Here is a 20,605-nt window from a genome sequence, read left to right as displayed (position 1 = left end):
TTCCGGGTGGGCCGCCCCCTTCGGCTCGGGCTGTGCACCCGCGCTATGCCCGCTGGGCGTCCTGCCTCTTCTTGTTGCCCCACAGCGCCATGTACGCCATATCGCCGACGAAGACGATGATGATCGCGGCCACGAGCTGGAAGAAGTGCCTGCTCCAGTCGATGCCGCGGGTCGAGGCGACACCGGCCGCGCGGGCTACCGCGTTGCCGACGATCGCGCCGAGCATGCCGAAGATCGTGGTCAGCCAGATGGGGCTGTGCTGCTTGCCCGGGATGATCGCCTTCGCGATCAGTCCCAGCACGAAACCCACGATGATCGCCCACAACCAGCCCATGGCTGCCTCCTCGTCCGGCTCTATGTGAGCATTACGCCCAGTGTCGGGGCGGCTTCGGTGGGTCGCACGTCGGGTACGGCCGCCGGAAGGCCCCCGGGGCGGCCCGCGGGACGGAGCCGACGCCGTTCGTGCAGGCAGAACGGCGGCCCCGGCCTCGTAGGCGGTGGGAACGCGGCGTAACGTGGAGGTCGTGCGGGTCGTTGTCCCGACCGGTCACGGACCGGACGCGGGCCGGGGAGTTGTCCGATACGGACGAATGGTGGACGGGTGATGCGGAAACTGCACGGCGAGGGTAACGCCCAGGTGTTCCGGATCACGGGAGCCCGGACGGGCCTTCAGGAGGATGTGCGCGGCCGGCAGCGCCGGTACGTCATCTCGATGTCGATCCGTACGGCGTCGGTGATCCTCGCGGTGGCGCTGTGGAACGTCGAGCGGTATGTGGCGATCGTGGCGCTGGTGCTCGGGGCGGTACTGCCCTACATCGCCGTGGTGATCGCGAACGCGGGGCGGGAGGGCGCGCCCAAACTGCCGTCGACGTTCGTCACCATGCCGTCGAAGCCGATGATCACGCCGCCGCGGAGCGACGACGGTTTCGCGCCGTCCGCCACGGACGACACCGCGGCCGGAACGGCGCGCGAGCCGCGTGACAGCGCTTGACCTGGCCCGTCGGCGCCGCCGAACAGTGGCGTTCCGGAAAGCTCAAGAAATGCTCAGATCAATCATGTTGTTCCGGTGCCGGGCGGCGGGTCACCCGTGACATACTTCCTACGCGCTCCGCATCCCCCGTCGGAGCGACAGACCGACGCCGGGCAGCTCCCCCCGTGGCTGCTCGGCGTCGCCTTGTGTGCAGTGGTTGTGAGACGAACCCGTGACTGACGAAACCCCGATCTGCTCCGCCAAGGGCTGCCGTGCCGCCGCTGTGTGGGTGCTGGCCTGGAACAACCCGAAGATCCACACACCGGAGCGCCGCAAGACGTGGCTGGCGTGCGAGGAACACCGGGAGCACCTGTCCCAGTTCCTCGGTGTGCGGGGCTTTCTGAAGGACGTGGTTCCCTTCAGCGAGTGGGAAGCGCCGGACAACAGCGCACACGGCGGCGCCTAGTGCTGTGACCGGAAAGGTTTGCCGGAAAGCTCGCGGCGTCCGGTGCTGGGGGTACCTCCCTCGCCCTTCAGGCAGTGGGGGAGCATCGCAAGGCGGAGCGTCACCTGCGTACTGGATGTACTCGGGTGATGCGACAACGCGGCGAGGTGCAGTGCCGGGCGTCGCGAGCCGGTGAACCTTCCGGTCGCAGCACTAGCCGCCGATCGCCGACATCGGCCGCTGCGGCTGGACGAACGACGGGTCGTCCAGGCCCGCTCCCGCCTTCTTGCCCCACATCGCCACCCGCCATATGCGGGCGATCTCCTCGTCGGGGGCGCCGGAGCGCAGGGCGGCGCGCAGATCGGTCTCCTCGGTGGCGAACAGGCAGGTGCGGATCTGGCCGTCGGCCGTGAGCCGGGTGCGGTCGCAGGCCGCGCAGAACGGGCGGGTGACGGAGGCGATCACGCCGACGCGGTGCGGGCCGCCGTCCACGATCCAGCGCTCGGCCGGGGCCGAGCCGCGCTCCCCGGCACCCTCGGGGGTCAGCTCGAAGCGGGTGCCCAGCGAGGTCAGGATCTCGGCCGCGGTCACCATGCCCTCGCGCTTCCAGCCGTGCTGGGCGTCCAGGGGCATCTGCTCGATGAAGCGGAGCTCGTAGTCGTGCTCCACCGCCCAGGCCAGCAGGTCCGGGGCCTCGTCCGCGTTCAGGTCGCGCATCAGGACGGTGTTGACCTTCACCGGGGTCAGGCCGGCCTCGCGGGCGGCTTCGAGGCCCTCGATGACGTCCTTGTGCCGGTCCCGGCGGGTGAGCGCCTTGAAGACGTCCGGGCGCAGGGTGTCCAGGGAGACGTTGACCCGGTCCAGGCCGGCGGCCCTCAGGGCGGTCGCGGTGCGCTTCAGTCCGATGCCGTTGGTGGTGAGGGACGTCTGCGGGCGGGGATCCAGCGCCGCGACCCGCTCGACGATGCCGACCAGGCCGGGGCGCAGCATGGGCTCGCCGCCGGTGAAGCGGACCTCCCTGATACCGAGGGAGGTGACGGCGATGTCGATCAGGCGGACGATCTCGTCGTCGGTGAGCAGGGTCGGCTTGGCCAGCCACTGCAGCCCTTCCTCGGGCATGCAGTACGTACAGCGCAGGTTGCACCGGTCGGTCAGCGAGACTCTCAGGTCGGTGGCCACCCGGCCGTAGGTGTCGATGAGCATGTGGCCCCCTCCCTCGTCGCGGATCCATGTGGCGCACCACTCGAAGTTGTCGTCATCTGCGAGCCTACGTGACACCACTGACAACGACAGCGCCGGAAGTCACGAGATACGGCGCGGCCGCGTCGTAGGGATCTACGATCCCCGCGACGCGGCCGCCGTGGACGGGTGGGCGCTCAGTGCGCTCCGGTGCCCGTCATGGAGCGCACCTCCAGTTCGGCGTACTTGGCGTCGTCCGGGGTCTCCTTGGACAGGAGGGTGCCCACGACGCCGAGCAGGAAGCCGACCGGGATCGAGATGAGGCCGGGGTTCTCCAGCGGGAACCAGTGGAAGTCGACGTCGGGGAACATCGACGTCGGCTTGCCCGAGACCACCGGCGAGAACAGCACCAGGCCGACCGCGGTGACCAGGCCGCCGTAGATCGACCACAGGGCGCCGGAGGTGGTGAACCGCTTCCAGAACAGGCTGTAGAGGATCGTGGGCAGGTTGGCGGAGGCGGCGACGGCGAAGGCGAGCGCGACCAGTCCTGCGACGTTCAGGTCGCGGGCGAGGGCGCCCAGGACGATCGAGACCGCGCCGATGCCGACGGTCGCCCAGCGGGCCGCGTTCACCTCCTGCTTATCGGTGGCGGTGCCCTTCTTGATGACGTTGGCGTAGATGTCGTGGGCGAAGGAGGAGGACGAGGCCAGGGTCAGGCCGGCGACGACGGCGAGGATCGTGGCGAAGGCGACGGCGGAGATGGAGGCCAGCAGGATGGCGCCCCAGTTGGAGTCGACTCCGCCCAGGTGCAGGGCGAGCAGTGGCGCCGCGGTGTTGCCCGCCTTGTTGGAGGCGATGATCTCGTCGGACTTGATGAGCGCGGCGGCGCCGAAGCCGAGCGCGAGGGTCATCAGGTAGAAAGCGCCGATCAGGCCGATCGCCCAGATCACGGACTTGCGGGCGGCCTTGGCCGTGGGAACGGTGTAGAAGCGGATCAGGATGTGCGGCAGACCGGCGGTGCCGAGGACCAGGGCGATGCCGAGCGAGAGGAAGTCCAGCTTGGTGGTGCCCGTGGCGCCGTACTTCAGTCCGGGCTCCAGGAAGGCGCTGCCCTTGCCGCTGTTGGCGGCGGCCTTGCCGAGCAGGTCGGAGATGTTGAAGTTGAACTTCAGCATGACCAGGAAGGTGAGCAGCACGGCGCCGGCGATGAGCAGCACGGCCTTGACCATCTGCACCCAGGTGGTGCCCTTCATGCCGCCGATGGTGACGTAGACGATCATCAGCACGCCGACCAGCGCGACGATGGCGATCTTGCCTCCGTCGCTGGTGATGCCGAGCAGCAGCGAGACCAGGACGCCGGCGCCGGCCATCTGGGCCAGCAGGTAGAAGATCGACACCACGATGGTGGAGGTGCCGGCCGCGGTGCGGACCGGGCGCTGGCGCATCCGGTAGGCCAGTACGTCGCCCATGGTGTACCGGCCGGAGTTGCGCAGTGGTTCGGCGACCAGGAGCAGGGCGACCAGCCAGGCGACGAGGAAGCCGATGGAGTACAGGAAGCCGTCGTAGCCGAACAGCGCGATGGCGCCGGCGATGCCGAGGAAGGACGCGGCGGACATGTAGTCGCCGGAGACCGCGAGGCCGTTCTGGAAGCCGGTGAACTGCCGTCCGCCGGCGTAGAAGTCGGCGGCGTCCTTGGTCTGCCGGCCGGCCCAGACGGTGATGACGAGGGTCGCGAGGACGAACACCGCGAACAGGGTGATGATCAGCGGCCGGTGCCGGCTCGCCTCACCGGCCGCGAGGGTCAGCGTGGGTGCGATCGCGGGGCTCATTCGGCGCCCTCCATCCGGGACTTGATGGCCTCGGCCTTGGGGTCGAGCTTGACGGCGGCGTGCCGCGCGTACCACCAGGCGATGAGGAACGTGGTGAGGAACTGGGCGAGGCCCAGGACGAGGGCGACGTTGATGTTGCCGAACAGCTTGGTGCCCATGAAGCCGCCCGCGTAGTTGGAGAGCAGCACGTACAGCAGGTACCAGGCGATGAAGGCGACGGTCAGCGGGAAGGCGAAGGATCGGTAGGAACGGCGCAGTTCACCGAACTCCGCGCTGTCCCGCACCGCGAGGAACTCCTCGGTGGTCGGGAGTGGGGCCTGGGTCTTCGAGGGTGGCGGTGTCTCGGTGGCCACTTCGGTCTCCTCGCGTGTCGGATGCGGTTGGGACAGGGGCCCGATCGTGCTCGGGTGCCCCGCCCAAGGTCCACGGCGCCACGCGGTGACCGGTTCAAGTCCCGTTGGTTGTTTCGCAACCGGTCTGAACAAGTCATTGCTAAGTCATTGCTGGTGAGGGAGGCGGCGGGATAGCTTCACCCTGCACTACCCGTCATGTACCTGCCTGGGCTGCCACCTGTCGCCGGGCAGGTCTTCACCCGGATGATGTGGAGACCCCATGGCTCATCTGCGTTCCAGACGCCGCCTCGCCCTGGCCGTACCGGTCGCGCTGTCGCTGACCGCGTCACTCGGCTTCCTGCCCTCGGCGGCGTCGGCGGCGCCCCGCGCGGCCTCGGCGGCGGAGGCGCAGGACGCGCCGACTATGTCTTACGTCGTCAACACCAAGACGGACCGTCACACGATCGCCCAGGTACAACGGTCGATCACCGCGGCCGGCGGCACCGTCGTGATGACGTACGACCAGATCGGCGTCATCGTGGTCCGCTCCGCGAACCCGGACTTCGGCAGTACCATCCGCAAAACCCCCGGAGTGGACTCGGCGGGTGCCACCCGTACCGCGCCGCTGACCGCGTCGGGGACGACAGACGTGGGCGCGGCGCAGTACCTGTCCAAGGACGAGGTCGCGCAGCTGACGAAGGCCGCCAAGACGGCGAAGCAGACGAAGGGTTCGGTGCCCCTCGAGCCGCTCGAGGCCAACCAGTGGGACCTGCGGGCGATCGGTGCCGACAAGGCCGCCGCGATCAACCCGGGCAGTGCGAAGGTCACCGTCGCCGTGATCGACACCGGCGTCGACGACACCCACCCGAACCTCGCCCCGAACTTCTCCGCCGCCCAGTCCGCGAACTGCGTCAGCGGCAAGGCGGACACCACGTACGGCTCCTGGCGGCCGGTGGACGCGGACCACTACCACGGCACGCACGTGGCGGGTGAGATAGCCGCGGCCCGCAACGGCACCGGGGTCGCGGGTGTGGCGCCCGGTGTGCGGGTCTCGGGCATCACGGTCGCCCAGCCGGACGAGAACCAGTGGTTCTACGCCGAGAGCGTCGTCTGCGCCTTCGTGTTCGCCGCCGACCACGACGTCCAGATAACCAACAACAGCTACTACGTGGACCCGTGGAAGTACAACTGCCGTGACGAGGCGGACCAGAAGGCCATCGCCGACGCCGTCAACCGCGCTCAGCTGTACGCCCAGGGCAAGGGCACCCTGAACGTGGCCTCGGCGGGCAACTCCAACCACGATCTGGCCGCCAAGTCGATCATCGACGACTCCAGCCCGAACGACACGACCCCGGTGAGCCGCACGATCGACCCGAAGAAGTGCCTCGACGCACCGGCCCAGCTGCCGGGTGTGGTGACGGTCGCCGCCACCGGCGTGCAGAACCTCAAGTCGTACTACTCCAACTACGGCCACGGCGTCATCGACGTCGCCGCGCCGGGCGGCGACAAGTACCAGATCCCCGACACCCCGTCGGGCAATGGCCGCATCCTGTCCACGATGCCGAATGGCCAGTACGCCTACCTGCAGGGAACCTCGATGGCGGCCCCGCACGTCGCCGGTGTCGCCGCGCTGCTGAAGTCGACGCATCCGAAGGCGACGCCCGCCGAGCTGATGGCCCTGCTCAAGGCCCAGGCGGACAACCCGGGATGCCCCGTCGAGCCCTACGACCCCGACGGCAACGGCGTCGTCGACTCGTTCTGCAAGGGCAACAAGGACCACAACGGTTTCTACGGCTCCGGCATCGTCAACGCGCTCCGCGCGGTCAAGTGACCGGCACGGTCCGTCACTTCCACAGACTCCCCCCACGCTTCGCATGCCTGTCGCATGCCGCACTGCAATGGTTCGAAACTCTGGAGTTCACATGAGCGTTCGCCTCAACCGGCGTACCGTCACCATCCCGCTCGGCATGGCCGTCGCCTCCGCTCTCGCGTTCCTGCCGAACGTGGCGTCCGCCACCGAGGCCGGTCAGCAGGTGGCCGCCGCGCAGAGCATCTCCGCCGCCGCCGACGGGGACGCGCTGAGCTACGTCGTCAACGTCCGTCCCGGCCACAGCTCCGCGGCCGTGCAGAAGGCGATCGGCAAGGCCGGCGGCTCGGTCGTCATCGCCTACGACCAGATCGGCGTCATCGTCGTCCACTCGAAGAACGCCGACTTCGCCGAGGAGATACGCAAGGACCAGGGGGTCGAGTCGGCCGGCGCCACCCGGACCGCTCCGCTGTCCCCGCAGATGACCACCGAGGTGGGGACGCCGAAGGTGATGACCGCCGAGGAGGTGCAGGCTGCGGCCGAGGCGGCCGTCCCCGGCCAGGAGCCGCTGCAGCACCTGCAGTGGGACCTGCCGATGATGAAGGCCGACAAGGCACATGAGATCACGCTCGGCAGTCCGAACGTCACGGTCGGCGTGATCGACACCGGTGTGGACGACACCCACCCGGACCTCGCCCCCAACTTCGACCGGGCGGCGTCCGTGAACTGCGTGTCGGGCAAGCCGAACACGGCCGACGGCGCCTGGCGGCCGAACAAGGGCGAGAGCGCGCACGGCACGCACGTCGCCGGTGAGATCGCCGCCGCGAAGAACGGCATCGGCGTGGTCGGGGTCGCCCCGGGTGTGAAGGTGTCCGGCATCAAGGTGTCGACGCCCGGCGGCTGGTTCTACACGGAGGCCGTGGTGTGCGGCTTCGTCTGGGCCGCCGAGCACGGCGTGGACGTCACCAACAACAGCTACTACACCGACCCGTGGCAGTTCAACTGCGGGGACGACCTGGACCAGAAGGCTCTGGTGGAGGCCGTGTCGCGCGCCACCAAGTACGCGGAGAGCAAGGGCACGGTCAACGTCGCGGCCGCCGGCAACGACAACTGGGACCTGGCCGGCAAGTCCATCCTCGACGTGGTCAGCCCGAACGACGGCACCGCCGGTAAGCGGGTGATCGACCCGAAGAAGTGCCTGGACATCCCGGCGCAGCTGCCGGGTGTCGTCACGGTCGCCTCCGTCGGCGCCAAGGGCATCAAGTCGTCGTTCTCCAACTACGGCCAGGGCATCATCGACGTCGCCGCGCCGGGCGGCGACTCGACCCGCTACCAGGCGCCCGACGCCCCTGCCGTCGACGGCCGGATTTACAGCACGCTGCCGGGCGGCGGGTACGGCTACATGGCCGGTACGTCGATGGCGTCACCGCACGTCGCGGGTGTCGCCGCGCTCATCAAGTCGACCCACCCGGAGGCCAGGCCGAACCAGGTGAAGGCGCTGCTGGCCCAGGGTGCCGACAAGAAGGAGTGCACGACCCCGTACGACATCAACGGTGACGGCAAGATCGACGCCGTGTGCCAGGGCGGCGAGGGCAAGAACGCCTTCTACGGCGAGGGCATCGTCAACGCCCTGAACGCTGTGACCAAGTAGACACGGGAGACGTCGGTCAGCCCTGCATAGTGCAGTCATGACTGACATCACCTTCGCGTGGTCCGCGCTGGGCGGCGATCCCGCCCTCCTGTCGCGGGTCACCACCGTGCAGCGGGAAGGCGCGCTTGCGGCGCGCCTTCCCGTACGGGAACTGGCACGCACCTGCGTGTGTGCCTGTGCCCTGGCCGCCGCCGAACTGGGCGCGCTGCGGGCGGGGCTCGCCGCGGTGCCGGCGGTTCGGGGGGACGACGGCGCCGTGGCCGCGGCCTTCACGAGCGAGCGGCAGCTGCGGGTGGACGGGAACGCGCCCGTCACCTTCGCGCCGCTGTCGCGGTTCTGGCGGACGGCGGACGGCTGGGTGCGCACGCACGCCAACTACCCCCACCACCGGGAGCGGTTGCTCCGCGCGCTGGAAGCGCCGGACGACGTGGACCGGGTCGCGTCCGCGCTCGCCGAACGGTCCGCGCGGGAGGTCGAGGAGGCCGTGTACGCGGCCGGAGGCCTCGCCGTCGCACTGCGCACTCCCGAGGAATGGGCCACGCACGAGCAGGGTGCCGTGGTGGCCGCCCGGCCGCTGGTCGAGCGGGAGCGGCTGGACGAGGCACACGCGCGCGTGCTCTCGCCCGTGCCGAGTGCTCCCCTGCTGCCCGCCGCCGGACTGCGTGTGCTCGACCTGACCCGGGTGCTCGCGGGCCCTGTCGCCACCCGCACGCTCGCCCTGCTGGGCGCGGACGTGCTGCGCGTGGACGCGCCGGACCATCCCGAAGAGGCAGGCCTGCACGCGGACACCGGTTTCGGGAAGCGGTCGGCGGCCCTGGACCTCGCGGCCGACCGGGCCGCCCTCGAGGAACTGCTCGCCGCGGCGGACGTCGTGGTCACCGGGTACCGGCCCGGCGCCCTGGACCGGTTCGGGCTTTCCGCCGAGGCGCTGGCCGAGCGGCGGCCCGGCCTGGTCGTGGCACAGCTGTCGGCATGGGGCGCATACGGACCGTGGGGCGGACGCCGGGGCTTCGACAGCCTCGTACAGGTCGCCACCGGCATCGCCGCGATCGAGGGGTCGCCCGAGCAGCCCGGCGCCCTGCCCGCGCAGGCCCTGGACCACGGCACGGGCTATCTGCTGGCGGCGGCGGTGCTGCGCGCCCTGACCGAGCAGACGTGGGAGGGCGGCACCCGGGTCGTGCGGCTGGCCCTGGCGCGCACGGCGTCCTGGCTGACGCGGACCGGCACCGGACCGGTCCCCGCGACGGACTCCGTAAAGGGCTCCGCGTACGACGGTCCCGGCCCCTGGCTCGGCGAGACAACCAGCAGGATCGGGCGCCTGCTCCACGCACGCACGCCCGTCTCCTTCACCGGCGCCCCGTCCGACTGGTCCCGGCCGCCGGGGCCCTGGGGCACGGACGCACCCCGCTGGACCTGACCGAAACGGTCGGCAGCCGGGTGGCCGACGGCTTCTCCACGCACACCGGGACGCCGGCGGCGGGCGCGTCGGCCGCGATCGCCGCGCGGGCGTCGTCGGGTGAGGTGACGACGACGTCCGGCTCGGTCTGTGCCCGCGCCAGCGGGCTCGGGGCACGTGCCGGCACCTGACGCCGGGAGTCGCCCGGGACAGGGTGCGTCAAGACGCCAAGACGGTGCGGGCGGAACCGTGCTCCCCCACTTGGCCGCGTGCGCTTGCCCCGTTCGGGGTGGCTGGCGAAGATCATTGGGTGACGCTCATACGACCGGCCGCCGGGACGGGGGACGCGCGAGAGACGGGGCGGCGCAGCGCGACGGCCCGGGCCGTCGCGGTCCTCGTTCTGGTGGCGCTCGCCGCGCTCATACCCCTGCTGGGTCCGTCCGCCGCCCTGCACGGCACCGGAGAGGCGGCGGCCCCCGGCACCGGCGGCATAGCGGTGCTGCGGACGGTGCTGTTCGCGGCGGTCTGCGTCCCCGTCGGCGAGCTGTTCGTGAACCGGCCGGCCGCCCGCCTGCCCGGGGCCCCAGCCGAACTTCCCCGCAGTTGGGCCCCCTACGCGGCCGCCGCCGGTCTCCTCGCCGCCGTAGGCCTCGCTTCCGTGGTGGCCACCGGCAACCTGGTGCCGCACAGCCCCGCACAGATCGACGTCGGCGGCCTCTACCGGACCCGGGACGGGGCTCTGGCCCTGCTGGAGGTCAACGCCTTCCTCGTCACCGGCCTGTTCGCCGTCTCCCGGCGCCCGGCGGCGCAGCTGTGGCCGCTCGCCGCCGTGGTCGTGGCCGAGGCCCTGCGCGCGCACCCCGGGACCGAGAGCACGCCGCTCGTCGGCTCCGCGCTGACCGTCGTGCACCTGGTCTGCGGCGCCCTGTGGGTGGGCGGTCTGCTGCACGTGCTGCGCACGCTGCGACTGTGGCGCGGGGCGGCGGCGGGTGCCGCCCTGCTCGGCCGCTACGCGCGCGTGGCGGCCGCCGCGCTCGCCGGGGTGACTGCGACGGGTGTGTGCAGCACGCTGCGCCGGATGCCGGCGGACACGGTGCTGCACCAGCTGACGGCGACGGCCTACGGCCGCACCCTGCTCGCCAAGGTGATCCTCGTGGCCGGCGTCGCCCTGCTCGCCCTGTGGGCCCGGATCCGGCTGCGGCGGGCACCCGACCCGCTGACCGCCTGCGCCCCCGCGCGGGCCGAGGTCGCCGTCCTCGGCGCGGTTGTCGCGGTGTCGGGGCTGCTGACGGCGCTGCCGCTGCCGATCCGCTGGTGAGCGGAGCCGGCGGGCTCGGTGCGCGAAGGGGGCGGGCTCGGTGCGCGAAGGGGGCGTCAGACCCCGACCGCGCCCAGCAGGGTCCCCGCGACATAGGTCACCGCCATGGCCAGCGCCCCGCCGGCCGCGTTCCGCAGCACCGCCCGGCCCGGCCTGGCCGCCCCCAGCCGGGCACTGCTCCAGCCGGTGAGGACGAGGGCGGCCAGGACGGACAGCACGGTGACGCCCAACCGCCAGGCCGCCGGCGGGAGCACGATCGCCAGCAGGGGGAGCAGCGCGCCCACCGTGAACGCCAGGAAGCTCGCCCCGGCCGCGTGCCACGGGTTGGTCAGCTCGTCGGGGTTGATGCCGAGCTCCACGCTGGCGTGCGCGCGCAGCGCGTCCCGCTCGGTGAGCTGTTCCGCCGCCTCCCTGGCCACGGCACGCGAGAGTCCGCGCGCCTGGAGCAGGTCGGTCAGCTCCCGCAGCTCCGCCTCGGGCTGCTCGCGCAGCTCCCGTTTCTCCACGGCCAGCGCGGCCATCTCCGAGTCCCGCTGCGTCGACACCGACACGTACTCCCCCGCGGCCATCGACATAGACCCGGCGAGCAGACCGGCCAGTCCCGCGGTCAGCAGCGCCGAACGGGAGTCCGTCGCACCGGCCACGCCGACGACGAGTCCCGCGGTGGACACGATGCCGTCGTTGGCGCCGAGGACGGCCGCCCGCAGCCAGTTGAGCCGCGAGCCGAGCGCGTCGCCGTGCGGCTCGTCATGCGTTGGTTCCGTCACAGGACGGAGGATCGCACGGTTCGCCCTTCCTGTCCCCGCACGGTTCCTGATGTCCCGTGAGGCACACCCCCGGTCCCGTGGGAGGCCGTTCGCCGGCTCCGTGGGGCGACCGGTGGGCGAGGGTGTCAGTCGTGGCCCGTATCCTCAGTGACCATGCTCGAAGACCGCACGCTCGCAGGGTTGTCCCCCACATCGTGGCCGACCGCGTATCCGAAGGGATACGCGGTCGTTGACGTGGAGACCACCGGCCTGGCCCGGGACGACCGCATCATCTCCGCGGCGGTCTACCGGCTGGACGCGCGCGGCGAGGTCGAGGACCACTGGTACACGCTGGTCAACCCCGAGCGGGATCCGGGGCCGGTGTGGATCCACGGACTGACGAGCGACACCCTGGAGGGCGCGCCGCTGTTCGCGGACATCGCCGAGGAGTTCGCCGTGCGGCTGGCGGACCGGGTGCTCGTCGCGCACAACGCGGTGTTCGACTGGCAGATGATCGCGCGGGAGTACGCGCGCGCGAAGCGTGAGGCGCCGGTGCGGCAGCGGCTGTGCACCATCGCGCTCGCCAAGGAGCTGGACCTGCCCCTGCCCAACCACAAGCTGGAGTCGCTGGCGGCGCACTTCGGCGTCGTGCAGCAGCGGGCGCACCACGCGCTGGACGACGCGCGCGTGCTGGCCGAGGCGTTCCGGCCGAGCCTGCGGGCCGCGGCGGCGGGCGGGATGCGGCTGCCGCTGCTGGAGTGCCGCCCGCTGACGGAGTGGTCGGACCGGCCCGTGCCCCGGCAGCAGTCGGGGGGCTACGGCGGCTACCGCGCGGGCAGTTGGCGCCCCTCGCGCAAGCGGCCCGCGTGCCCGTACCCCAACCCGGGGCGCTACGAGGACGGCAAGCGCCTCAAGCAGGGCATGCGGGTGGCCTTCTCCGGCGACACCTCCACCGACCGCGAACTGCTGGAGGACCGGGCCACCGAGGCCGGACTGCACGTGGCCACCAGTCTGTCCCGGCTGACCAGCCTGCTGGTGACCAACGACCCGGACTCGGGCACGTCGAAGGTGGTCAAGGCGCGCCAGTACGGCACTCCGGTGGTGGACGAGGCGGCGTTCGGGCAGTTGCTCAGGGACGTGGAGCCGGCGGAGAGCCGCTGACGGGCGTACGGGTGATTACCGGGCGACTCGCCCACGGTCCGCTCGCCCGCGCCGCGGCCACGGCTCACCCTGTGGCGCATGGCGAGATGTGAAGTATGCGGCAATGACTACGGAATGACCTTCGAGGTGCACGCCCAGGGCTCGGTGCACGTCTTCGACTGCTTCGCCTGCGCGATCCACCGCATGGCACCGATCTGCGAGCACTGTCGTGTCCAGATCATCGGGCAGGGCGTCGAGGTCGAGGGCCACTGGTACTGCGGCGCGCACTGCGCCCGCGCCGAGGGGAGGGTCGGGATCGTCGACCGCGTTTGAGGACACCCCTGCCGAAAACACCCCACGACCGCAGAGGTACCGTCGTGGGGTGTACCGCTTCCTGTTGACCCGCCAGTGGGTGATCCTCACCCTTGTCGCGATCGCGCTGATCCCGACGATGATCCGGCTGGGTTTCTGGCAGTTGCACCGCCATGAGCACAAGGTCGCGCTGAACCAGGTGATCGCCGAATCGCTGGCCGCGCGGCCGGTGCCGGCCGAGTCGCTGGCCTCGCCCGGCGCGACCGTGAAGCACGCCGACCTGTACCGCAGGGTCACCGCCAAGGGGCACTTCGACACTGCGGACGAGGAGGTCGTGCGCCGCCGCACCAACGACAACGGCGATGTCGGCTACCACGTGCTGACCCCCTTCGTCCTCGAGGACGGCAGGATTCTGCTGGTCAACCGGGGCTGGGTCGCCGCGGACGCCTCGCAGACGACGTTCCCGACGATCCCGGCGCCTCCGCGCGGAGAGATCACCGTCACCGGCCGGCTGATGCCCGACGAGACGACCGCGGCGAGCGGCATCAAGGACGTCAAGGGCCTGCCCGACCGCCAGGTGATGCTGATCAGCAGCACGCAGCAGGCCGAGCGGCTCGGGAAGCAGGTCCTCGGCGGCTACGTCCAGATGACCTCGCCCGCGCCCCAGGGCGGCAGCCCCCAGTTGCTGCCCGACCCGGAGCACGGCGACATCGGCCCGCACCTGGCGTATGCCATCCAGTGGTGGCTGTTCACGGCGGGCGTCCCGGTCGGCTGGGTGGTCCTGCTGCGCCGCGAGGCCCGCGAGCGCGCGCAGGCGGCGGCGAAGGAAGCGACGCCGGAGGCGGAACCCGCGGCGGTGTAGCGCGGGACGTTCCCGTCGGCCTCGCCCCGCGCCGCAGCGACCGGGCAGGATAGGGGCCATGGATCTTGGACTGAAGGACCGGGTGTACGTCGTCACCGGCGCCACGCGCGGACTGGGCAACGCCACCGCGCGCGAGCTCGTCGCCGACGGCGCGAAGGTGGTCATCACCGGGCGGGACGGCGAGCGGGTCGCGGAGGCGGCGGCCGAGCTGGGGCCGAACGCGGTCGGGATGGCCGTGGACAACGCGGACGCCGAGGCGCCGGCGCAGCTGATCGCGGCGGCGCGGGAACACTTCGGCGGCTTCCACGGCGTACTCGTGAGCGTCGGCGGGCCGCCGGCCGGCTTCGTCGCCGACAACACCGACGAGCAGTGGCAGGCCGCGTTCGAGTCGGTGTTCCTCGGCGCGGTGCGGCTCGCCCGCGCGGCGGCGGCCGAGCTGGAGCCGGGCGGGGTCGTCGGGTTCGTACTGTCCGGGTCCGTGTACGAGCCGATTCCGGGGCTGACCATCTCCAACGGGCTGCGGCCCGGCCTGGCCGGGTTCGCCAAGTCCCTCGCCGACGAGCTGGGATCGCGGGGCATCCGGGTCGTGGGTGTGCTGCCGGGCCGCATCGACACGGACCGCGTGCGCGAGCTGGACGCGCTGTCCGCGGATCCGGAGGCGACACGGGCGGCCGCCGAGTCGCGGGTGCCGCTGCGCAGGTACGGGGCGCCGGAGGAGTTCGGCCGGGCGGCCGCGTTCCTGCTGTCGCCCGCGGCGTCCTACATCACCGGTGTGATGCTGCCGGTGGACGGCGGGGCCCGGCACGGGTTCTGAGCGCGGCGCGGCCGGGGCGCCGGGGCCGCGGACGGGTCAGCTCACCCGTTCCGCACGGTGCCCGACCGCCCTCAGCCGCACCTCCGCCGGAAGCGCCGCGAGGCAGGCGGAATCCCGGGCGTGGGCGAGGGCCTGGCCGGTGAGGTGGTCCAGGGCCGCTCCCGGGTCCACGTGGGGTTCCAGGAGGAGCTGCACATGGGTCCTGGGGGCGCCGCGGCGGCCGGTCAGACGGACCTGGGCGCCGGCGACACCGTCCTGCTGCTCGGCGTCCGCGGCCAGGACGCCCTCCAGGGCCCGGCCCCAGAGCAGGGCCGCCTCGCCGTCCCCGGTGTCGACGACCACCTCGCCGAGCCGCCGCCGGCGCACCACCGCGACCAGCCACCACAGGGCCAGCAGCACCAGGACCGCCAGGGCGGCGAGGACGGCGGGCCACCACCAGCCGGCCTCCCGCCACCGCGTCCGCTCGGCGGTGCTCAACAGGACGTCGTGCCGGCCGTGGTGGATCCACCACGACGGCGGCCGTACGCCCAGCCCCACGGCGAGCACCGATCCGCCCACCACCAGCAGCACAAGACCGATGAGCCCGGTCAGCACCCGATTGACGATCCTGAGCACGACCTCACCCCTTCCGCCCGGGCCGCGCGACGCGCACCGACAGGGCGGGCGGCCGGATCAGGCCCAGCCCCCGGACCGCCTCGGCGAGCACGGTGTCCAGGTCTGCGCGCACCTCCTCCAGCGCCCGGAAGTGCGAGACCACGCGGACGTCGGCCCTGCGGCGTTGCAGCCGTACGCGCACCGACCGCACACCGGCGATCTCCATGGCCCGGTCGCGCAGTACCAGCGCGGCGGCCTCCCGGTGCAGCCCGGCCCGTACGTCGGGGTGGGTGCGCCGCATGGGCAGCAGGCGGCGCAGCCCCGGAGTGGCGGCCAGCACGATCAGCCACAGGCCGAGGACCGCGGCGACGCCCGCGCCGGCGAGCACCCAGGTGTCGTCCAGCGGCCGCTGCGCCAGTTGCCGGGCCAGCTCCCGGCGCCAGCGCAGGGCGGGCCGGCCGGCGCGGACGGCCGCGATGTCGTACAGGAAGGCGCCCGCCACGATCAGGAGCAGCAGCGCGACGATGCCCGCGGGCACCCGGCGCACCGACCAGAAGCGGCCGCCGCGGCCGTCCGCGCCCTCCTGGACGGGCGGGGAGCCGTCGGTGTCCGGGGCGGCGGGCCGCCCGACGGCGTCGTCCTTCTCGAGGACCGGCAGGCGCTGCGTGGTGCCGTCGGAGCCCTGAGGCTCGCTCATCGCGTCCTCCCCTGTGCCGCGCCGTACGCGGGTGCCAGGTGCAGCCGTTCCACGCGGACCGCGACCTCCGGCACCTGCATTCCCACCAACGCGCTTACCCGCTCGACCACTTGGCGACGCACCTCACGGCAGGACGCGCCGATGTCGCTCGGGTAGGCGAGGTCGAGGACGATCCGGACGCGTGCGACGTCGTGGCGCACCACCACCGTGGCGTGCGGCGGCGCGGCGTCCGGCGGCAGGTCGCCGAGCGCCTCGCGGGCCGCCCGTGCGGCGATCTTGGCGACGACGCGGTCGGCGATCGTCGTCGCGCCGCGCTCGCCGGGCAGCATGCCGGCCGGGGTGGTGCCCGGCTCGCCGTTCCCGCCGCTCACCGCCGGTCACCTCCGGCGGTGGTCACGGGGGCGGAAGAAGTCGCCGAGTTCCAGGTCCCCCTCCAGGAACCGGCCGACGACGAAGCCGACGGCGCCCAGGGCCGCCACCAGCAGGAAGGCGCCGAACCCGCCGAAGTACCCGGCGAAGCCCAGCGCCATACCGGCGATCATGCCGGCCACGGCCATGCTCATTGCGCGCTCCTCAACTCCTCGGCCGTCGCCGGGCCGTCGTCCGGTCGCCCCTCGTCATCCGTTCTTCGCCGGCGTGGTGGCCGGTGCGTCACTGGATGCGCGGCTCGATCTCCTCCTCCTCTTCCTCCGGCAGCTGCACGTCGCTGACGGCGATGTTGACCTCGACGACCTCGAGACCGGTCATCCGCTCCACCGACGCGATCACGTTCTCCCGGACCGCCCGCGCCACCTCGATGATCGACACCCCGTAGTCGACGACGATCTCCAGGTCGAGTGCGGTCTGCACCTCGCCGACCTCGGCCTTCACCCCTCGGGTCACGGACTTCGCACCGCCCGGGACGCGGTCCCGCACGGCCCCGAAGGTCCGGGAGAACCCGCTGCCCATGGCGCTCACGCCGACCACGTCGCGCGCGGCCATCCCGGCGATCTTCTCCACGACCCCGTCGGCGATGGTGGTCCGCCCCCGGGTGGCGGGATCTCCCAGACCGCGCCGGGTGGGTGTCCTGCGGGTCGCGGTGGTCTCAGGTACCTCCCGCTCGCCCTCGGAGGTCCTCGTCCGGTCCTGTTCCGTGGTCATCGCCGTACGTCCTTTCGGTCCTCGTCCCGAACCACGGTAGGCGGACCGGCACGATCGCGCGCCCGATCGGCGCCGCCGTCAGTCGCCGGCGCCGGCCAGGTCCCGCAGGCGCCGGGCCTGCGCCTCGCGTTCGGCGGCGCGCTGCTCCTCGTACGACCGCTCCCGGGCACCGTGCAGCAACGCCTTGGTCTCGACCACGGCGTCACGGGGCGCGGCCAGGAGCGCCGCGGCCAGGTCCCGTGCCGTCTCGTCGAGCTGGTCCGCGGGCACGGCGAGGTTCGCCAGCCCGGTGTTCACCGCCTCGGCTGCGCCCACGTACCGGCCGGTGAGGCAGATCTCCAGCGCGCGGCCGTAGCCGACAAGCCCCACCAGCGGATGCGTGCCGGTGAGGTCCGGCACCAGCCCGAGGCTGGTCTCGCGCATGGCGAACTGCACGTCGTCCGCGACGACGCGCAGATCACAGGCGAGTGCCAACTGGAAGCCCGCCCCGATGGCGTGCCCCTGGACCGCCGCGACGGACACGATGTCGTTGCGGCGCCACCAGGTGAACGCCTGCTGGTACTCGGCGATGGCCGCGTCCAGCTCGGCATCGGAGCCACGCGCGAGGTCCATGAACGACGGCTCGCCGTCGAAGCCCTCGGGCGTGAACGCCTGCCGGTCGAGCCCCGCGGAGAAGGACTTGCCCTCGCCGCGCAGCAGCACGACGCGGACGGAGCCCGGCAGCAGCCGCCCGGCCTCGGTCAGCGCCCGCCACAGAGCCGGGCTCTGCGCGTTGCGCTTGGCCGGGTTGGCCAGCGTCACCGTGGCGACCGCGTCGTCGACGGTGACCCGTACGCCGTCCTTGTCGAGTACCGAATCGAGGTCGTGCTTGGGCGAAGCCATGGTGCGCCTCCGACGGGTGCGGTCATCGTGGATGCCCTGCAGGCATCGTAAGTGACTGCACAGTAACCATCCGGCCGATCGGAGAACCGACCGGGTGGTCACCGTCGAACGCCGATGGGCCGCCCGCGGTTTCAGGCCGAGGCGGCCTTCTTGCCCCGCGTCGCCCCGCCACGCCCACGGAGCGTGACACCCGACTCGCTGAGCATCCGGTGGACGAAGCCATACGAGCGGCCGGTCTCCTCGGCCAACGCCCGAATGCTCGCACCGGCGTCGTACTTCTTCTTCAGGTCTGCCGCGAGCTTGTCGCGCGCGGCGCCGGTCACCCGGCTGCCCTTCTTCAGAGTCTCGGCCACCCGTGCCTCCTCATGGGAAGTGCGCTCTGGTCCCCTCATGATCACCCCTCCGGGGCCCGATGGCCACCCATTCGGCAAGGTCCGTGAGACCCGCCCGTGACGACAGGAGTACATCCCCACAAGCGGAATCCATTCTTCCGCGCCTCGGCGTCCGTACCGCCGATCGGGTTCTTCCGCGAAGTACCTGGTCAGCGACGCACAGCGGCCGAGCCCTTGGCACATAAGGGCTCGGCCGCGAAATCGATGGAGGACACACCTCGATACGAGGAGATCTCACACAGATGATGGATCACCGATGGGCCGAATGATCCATACTCCGTTGATCAGCTGTTCGGTCAAGCGAGGGCGACGAGATCCGCGTAGTCCGCGCCCCACAGGTCCTCGACGCCGTCGGGCAGCAGGATGATCCGCTCCGGTTGCAGCGCCTCGACCGCGCCCTCGTCGTGCGTGACGAGGACGACGGCGCCCTTGTAGGTGCGCAGCGCGCCGAGGATCTCCTCGCGGCTGGCCGGGTCGAGGTTGTTGGTGGGCTCGTCGAGCAGCAGGACGTTGGCGGAGGAGACGACCAGCGTCGCCAGCGCCAGGCGGGTCTTCTCGCCGCCGGAGAGGACCCCGGCCGGCTTGTCGACGTCCTCGCCGGAGAACAGGAACGAGCCCAGCACCTTGCGGACCTCGACCAGGTCCATGTCGGGAGCGGCCGAGCGCATGTTCTCCAGCACCGTGCGGTCGGCGTCCAGGGTCTCGTGCTCCTGGGCGTAGTAGCCGAGCTTGAGGCCGTGGCCCTCGACGACCCGGCCGGTGTCGGGGGTCTCCACCCCGCCCAGCAGGCGCAGCAGCGTGGTCTTGCCCGCGCCGTTCAGGCCGAGGATGACGACTCGGGAGCCCTTGTCGATGGCCAGGTCGACGTCGGTGAAGATCTCCAGGGAGCCGTACGACTTCGACAGGCCCTCGGCAGTCAGCGGCGTCTTGCCGCAGGGCGCCGGCTCCGGGAAGCGGAGCTTGGCGACCTTGTCGGACTGGCGGACCGCTTCCAGGCCGCTGAGCAGCTTGTCCGCGCGGCGGGCCATGTTCTGCGCGGCGACCGTCTTGGTGGCCTTGGCGCGCATCTTGTCGGCCTGCGCGTTGAGCGCGGCGGCCTTCTTCTCTGCGTTGGCGCGCTCCCGCTTGCGGCGCTTCTCGTCGGCCTCGCGCTGCTGCTGGTAGAGCTTCCAGCCCATGTTGTAGACGTCGATCTGGGCGCGGTTGGCATCCAGGTAGAACACCTTGTTGACGACCGTCTCGACCAGGTCGACGTCGTGGGAGATCACGATGAAGCCGCCGCGGTAGGTCTTCAGGTAGTCGCGCAGCCAGATGATCGAGTCGGCGTCGAGGTGGTTGGTGGGCTCGTCGAGGAGCAGGGTGTCGGCGTCGGAGAAGAGGATCCGGGCCAGCTCGATGCGGCGGCGCTGACCGCCGGAGAGGGTGTGCAGGGGCTGGCCGAGCACCCGGTCGGGCAGGTTGAGCGCGGCGGCGATGGTGGCGGCCTCGGCCTCGGCGGAGTACCCGCCCTTGGTGAGGAACTCGGTCTCCTGGCGCTCGTACTGCTTGAGCGCCTTCTCGCGGGTGGAGCCCTTGCCGGTGGCGATGCGCTGCTCGTTGTCGCGCATCCTGCGGATCAGCACGTCCAGGCCGCGCGCGGAGAGGACGCGGTCGCGGGCGAGTACGTCGAGGTCGCCGGTGCGCGGGTCCTGCGGGAGGTAGCCGACCTCACCGGACCGGGTGACGGTGCCGCCGGCGGGGATGCCCTCGCCGGCCAGGACCTTGGTGAGGGTGGTCTTGCCGGCGCCGTTGCGGCCGACCAGGCCGATGCGGTCGCCCTTGGCGACGCGGAAGGTGGCGGACTCGATGAGGACGCGGGCACCGGCGCGCAGCTCGATGCCGGAAGCGGAGATCACGGACAGACTCCAGGGCTGGGGTGCCCCCTGCTCGAAGAGCTTGGGGGGAGAGTGGCGGGTGGGCGGCTGGGGACGTACCCGCCGTCTAATGCACGAGGAGAATGGCCATGGGGGACAGTCTAACGGGGGCGGGCAAGCGCTTTTCCGGGTGTTTGCGCCGGGGCGCTGTCAGTGGCCGGTGCCAGACTGGGCGGCGCACCGGAC

At 71.8% G+C, this 20,605-nt stretch carries 23 protein-coding genes; 10 read left to right on the top strand and 13 right to left on the bottom strand.

The genetic code is table 11. From position 1 onward, the window contains the following. Positions 1-43: 43 nt before the first annotated feature. Positions 44-334: a GlsB/YeaQ/YmgE family stress response membrane protein gene (locus ACIQFZ_RS20440; protein ID WP_141362238.1), complete on the bottom strand. Its 291-nt coding sequence runs from the start codon at positions 332-334 to the stop codon at positions 44-46. Between the two features lie 270 nt (positions 335-604). Here ACIQFZ_RS20440 and ACIQFZ_RS20435 point away from each other — a divergent pair, with 270 nt between their 5' ends. Both ACIQFZ_RS20435 and ACIQFZ_RS20430 read left to right on the top strand, forming a co-directional pair. Next, on the top strand, positions 605-991 hold the full coding sequence (locus ACIQFZ_RS20435) for a DUF3099 domain-containing protein (protein WP_365431976.1): 387 nt from the start codon (positions 605-607) through the stop codon (positions 989-991). 211 nt (positions 992-1,202) lie between these two features. After that, positions 1,203-1,436 (top strand): hypothetical protein, encoded by a 234-nt coding sequence (locus ACIQFZ_RS20430; protein WP_365431979.1) that lies wholly within the window; start codon positions 1,203-1,205, stop codon positions 1,434-1,436. A gap of 192 nt (positions 1,437-1,628) precedes the next feature. On the opposite strand, the gene moaA is transcribed toward ACIQFZ_RS20430, so the two are convergent. From moaA to ACIQFZ_RS20415, 3 genes are all read right to left on the bottom strand, one after another. Further along, positions 1,629-2,618, bottom strand: coding sequence for a GTP 3',8-cyclase MoaA (moaA, locus tag ACIQFZ_RS20425; RefSeq protein WP_376651346.1), 990 nt, complete (start codon positions 2,616-2,618; stop codon positions 1,629-1,631). A 173-nt stretch (positions 2,619-2,791) separates the two neighbouring features. Further along, on the bottom strand, positions 2,792-4,423 hold the full coding sequence (locus ACIQFZ_RS20420; RefSeq protein ID WP_383057447.1) for a cation acetate symporter: 1,632 nt from the start codon (positions 4,421-4,423) through the stop codon (positions 2,792-2,794). Then, positions 4,420-4,776 carry a DUF485 domain-containing protein gene (locus ACIQFZ_RS20415; protein WP_365428686.1) on the bottom strand — a complete coding sequence of 119 codons (357 nt, stop codon included), beginning with the start codon at positions 4,774-4,776 and terminating at the stop codon, positions 4,420-4,422. The genes ACIQFZ_RS20420 and ACIQFZ_RS20415 overlap by 4 nt, the downstream gene beginning before the upstream one ends. Positions 4,777-5,035: 259 nt before the next feature. Between ACIQFZ_RS20415 and ACIQFZ_RS20410 the strand changes: the two genes are divergently transcribed. The 4 genes from ACIQFZ_RS20410 to ACIQFZ_RS20395 all read left to right on the top strand — a co-directional run bounded on the left by ACIQFZ_RS20410 (position 5,036) and on the right by ACIQFZ_RS20395 (position 10,927). Continuing rightward, a complete protein-coding gene (locus tag ACIQFZ_RS20410) occupies positions 5,036-6,586 on the top strand; it encodes a S8 family peptidase (RefSeq protein WP_402691834.1) in 1,551 nt (516 codons plus the stop codon). 91 nt (positions 6,587-6,677) lie between these two features. After that, complete coding sequence (locus tag ACIQFZ_RS20405) at positions 6,678-8,213, top strand: S8 family peptidase (protein ID WP_402691833.1); 1,536 nt, start codon at positions 6,678-6,680, stop codon at positions 8,211-8,213. 37 nt (positions 8,214-8,250) lie between these two features. Further along, on the top strand, positions 8,251-9,630 hold the full coding sequence (locus tag ACIQFZ_RS20400; protein ID WP_402691832.1) for a CoA transferase: 1,380 nt from the start codon (positions 8,251-8,253) through the stop codon (positions 9,628-9,630). Between the two features lie 289 nt (positions 9,631-9,919). Beyond that, positions 9,920-10,927 (top strand): CopD family protein, encoded by a 1,008-nt coding sequence (locus ACIQFZ_RS20395; protein WP_376651351.1) that lies wholly within the window; start codon positions 9,920-9,922, stop codon positions 10,925-10,927. A gap of 56 nt (positions 10,928-10,983) precedes the next feature. Here ACIQFZ_RS20395 and ACIQFZ_RS20390 read toward each other — a convergent pair whose 3' ends face one another. Next, a complete protein-coding gene (locus ACIQFZ_RS20390) occupies positions 10,984-11,694 on the bottom strand; it encodes a VIT family protein (protein ID WP_383057440.1) in 711 nt (236 codons plus the stop codon). A gap of 153 nt (positions 11,695-11,847) precedes the next feature. Between ACIQFZ_RS20390 and ACIQFZ_RS20385 the strand changes: the two genes are divergently transcribed. From ACIQFZ_RS20385 to ACIQFZ_RS20370, 4 genes are all read left to right on the top strand, one after another. Further along, positions 11,848-12,834 carry a DEDDh family exonuclease gene (locus tag ACIQFZ_RS20385; RefSeq protein WP_365425400.1) on the top strand — a complete coding sequence of 329 codons (987 nt, stop codon included), beginning with the start codon at positions 11,848-11,850 and terminating at the stop codon, positions 12,832-12,834. 78 nt (positions 12,835-12,912) lie between these two features. After that, entirely contained in the window at positions 12,913-13,146 is a 234-nt protein-coding gene (locus ACIQFZ_RS20380; RefSeq protein WP_141362214.1) for a hypothetical protein, read from the top strand. A 49-nt stretch (positions 13,147-13,195) separates the two neighbouring features. Continuing rightward, the gene (locus tag ACIQFZ_RS20375; RefSeq protein ID WP_402691831.1) at positions 13,196-13,987 is read left to right on the top strand and encodes an SURF1 family protein; all 792 of its coding nucleotides are present in this window, start codon (positions 13,196-13,198) and stop codon (positions 13,985-13,987) included. 58 nt (positions 13,988-14,045) lie between these two features. Further along, a complete protein-coding gene (locus tag ACIQFZ_RS20370) occupies positions 14,046-14,801 on the top strand; it encodes an SDR family oxidoreductase (protein ID WP_383057437.1) in 756 nt (251 codons plus the stop codon). 36 nt (positions 14,802-14,837) lie between these two features. Here the strand turns inward: ACIQFZ_RS20370 and amaP are convergent, their stop codons facing one another. From amaP to ACIQFZ_RS20330, 8 genes are all read right to left on the bottom strand, one after another. Further along, positions 14,838-15,416 (bottom strand): alkaline shock response membrane anchor protein AmaP, encoded by a 579-nt coding sequence (gene amaP / locus ACIQFZ_RS20365; RefSeq protein ID WP_402691830.1) that lies wholly within the window; start codon positions 15,414-15,416, stop codon positions 14,838-14,840. A 4-nt stretch (positions 15,417-15,420) separates the two neighbouring features. After that, on the bottom strand, positions 15,421-16,092 hold the full coding sequence (locus ACIQFZ_RS20360) for a DUF6286 domain-containing protein (RefSeq protein WP_402691829.1): 672 nt from the start codon (positions 16,090-16,092) through the stop codon (positions 15,421-15,423). Next, on the bottom strand, positions 16,089-16,421 hold the full coding sequence (locus tag ACIQFZ_RS20355) for a hypothetical protein (protein ID WP_361411651.1): 333 nt from the start codon (positions 16,419-16,421) through the stop codon (positions 16,089-16,091). The genes ACIQFZ_RS20360 and ACIQFZ_RS20355 overlap by 4 nt, the downstream gene beginning before the upstream one ends. Positions 16,422-16,469: 48 nt before the next feature. Beyond that, positions 16,470-16,655 carry a hypothetical protein gene (locus ACIQFZ_RS20350; protein ID WP_141362204.1) on the bottom strand — a complete coding sequence of 62 codons (186 nt, stop codon included), beginning with the start codon at positions 16,653-16,655 and terminating at the stop codon, positions 16,470-16,472. Positions 16,656-16,743: 88 nt separating this feature from the next. Then, positions 16,744-17,232, bottom strand: coding sequence for an Asp23/Gls24 family envelope stress response protein (locus tag ACIQFZ_RS20345; protein WP_365425390.1), 489 nt, complete (start codon positions 17,230-17,232; stop codon positions 16,744-16,746). 78 nt (positions 17,233-17,310) lie between these two features. Next, positions 17,311-18,114: an enoyl-CoA hydratase/isomerase family protein gene (locus tag ACIQFZ_RS20340; RefSeq protein ID WP_365425388.1), complete on the bottom strand. Its 804-nt coding sequence runs from the start codon at positions 18,112-18,114 to the stop codon at positions 17,311-17,313. 131 nt (positions 18,115-18,245) lie between these two features. After that, the gene (locus ACIQFZ_RS20335; RefSeq protein ID WP_018567695.1) at positions 18,246-18,467 is read right to left on the bottom strand and encodes a helix-turn-helix domain-containing protein; all 222 of its coding nucleotides are present in this window, start codon (positions 18,465-18,467) and stop codon (positions 18,246-18,248) included. A gap of 335 nt (positions 18,468-18,802) precedes the next feature. Beyond that, positions 18,803-20,401 (bottom strand): ABC-F family ATP-binding cassette domain-containing protein, encoded by a 1,599-nt coding sequence (locus ACIQFZ_RS20330; RefSeq protein ID WP_365425386.1) that lies wholly within the window; start codon positions 20,399-20,401, stop codon positions 18,803-18,805. Positions 20,402-20,605 lie beyond the last annotated feature (204 nt).

The organism is Streptomyces sp. NPDC093064 (genome assembly GCF_044754605.1).
Lineage (GTDB): Bacteria > Actinomycetota > Actinomycetes > Streptomycetales > Streptomycetaceae > Streptomyces.
Note: the sequence above shows the minus strand (reverse complement) of the source record. Positions and strands in the feature narration are given on the sequence as shown.

What these genes read in the sequence shown, in the direction of transcription:
- ACIQFZ_RS20400 (WP_402691832.1), top strand. Translation starts at nt 8,251, where the DNA reads ATGACTGACATCACCTTCGCGTGGTCCGCGCTGGGCGGCGATCCCGCC.
- ACIQFZ_RS20420 (WP_383057447.1), bottom strand. Translation starts at nt 4,423, where the DNA reads ATGAGCCCCGCGATCGCACCCACGCTGACCCTCGCGGCCGGTGAGGCG.
- ACIQFZ_RS20345 (WP_365425390.1), bottom strand. Translation starts at nt 17,232, where the DNA reads ATGACCACGGAACAGGACCGGACGAGGACCTCCGAGGGCGAGCGGGAG.
- moaA (WP_376651346.1), bottom strand. Translation starts at nt 2,618, where the DNA reads ATGCTCATCGACACCTACGGCCGGGTGGCCACCGACCTGAGAGTCTCG.
- ACIQFZ_RS20360 (WP_402691829.1), bottom strand. Translation starts at nt 16,092, where the DNA reads ATGAGCGAGCCTCAGGGCTCCGACGGCACCACGCAGCGCCTGCCGGTC.
- ACIQFZ_RS20405 (WP_402691833.1), top strand. Translation starts at nt 6,678, where the DNA reads ATGAGCGTTCGCCTCAACCGGCGTACCGTCACCATCCCGCTCGGCATG.
- ACIQFZ_RS20435 (WP_365431976.1), top strand. Translation starts at nt 605, where the DNA reads ATGCGGAAACTGCACGGCGAGGGTAACGCCCAGGTGTTCCGGATCACG.
- ACIQFZ_RS20340 (WP_365425388.1), bottom strand. Translation starts at nt 18,114, where the DNA reads ATGGCTTCGCCCAAGCACGACCTCGATTCGGTACTCGACAAGGACGGC.
- ACIQFZ_RS20440 (WP_141362238.1), bottom strand. Translation starts at nt 334, where the DNA reads ATGGGCTGGTTGTGGGCGATCATCGTGGGTTTCGTGCTGGGACTGATC.
- ACIQFZ_RS20385 (WP_365425400.1), top strand. Translation starts at nt 11,848, where the DNA reads ATGCTCGAAGACCGCACGCTCGCAGGGTTGTCCCCCACATCGTGGCCG.
- ACIQFZ_RS20370 (WP_383057437.1), top strand. Translation starts at nt 14,046, where the DNA reads ATGGATCTTGGACTGAAGGACCGGGTGTACGTCGTCACCGGCGCCACG.
- ACIQFZ_RS20380 (WP_141362214.1), top strand. Translation starts at nt 12,913, where the DNA reads ATGGCGAGATGTGAAGTATGCGGCAATGACTACGGAATGACCTTCGAG.
- ACIQFZ_RS20410 (WP_402691834.1), top strand. Translation starts at nt 5,036, where the DNA reads ATGGCTCATCTGCGTTCCAGACGCCGCCTCGCCCTGGCCGTACCGGTC.
- ACIQFZ_RS20355 (WP_361411651.1), bottom strand. Translation starts at nt 16,421, where the DNA reads ATGCTGCCCGGCGAGCGCGGCGCGACGACGATCGCCGACCGCGTCGTC.
- ACIQFZ_RS20350 (WP_141362204.1), bottom strand. Translation starts at nt 16,655, where the DNA reads ATGAGCATGGCCGTGGCCGGCATGATCGCCGGTATGGCGCTGGGCTTC.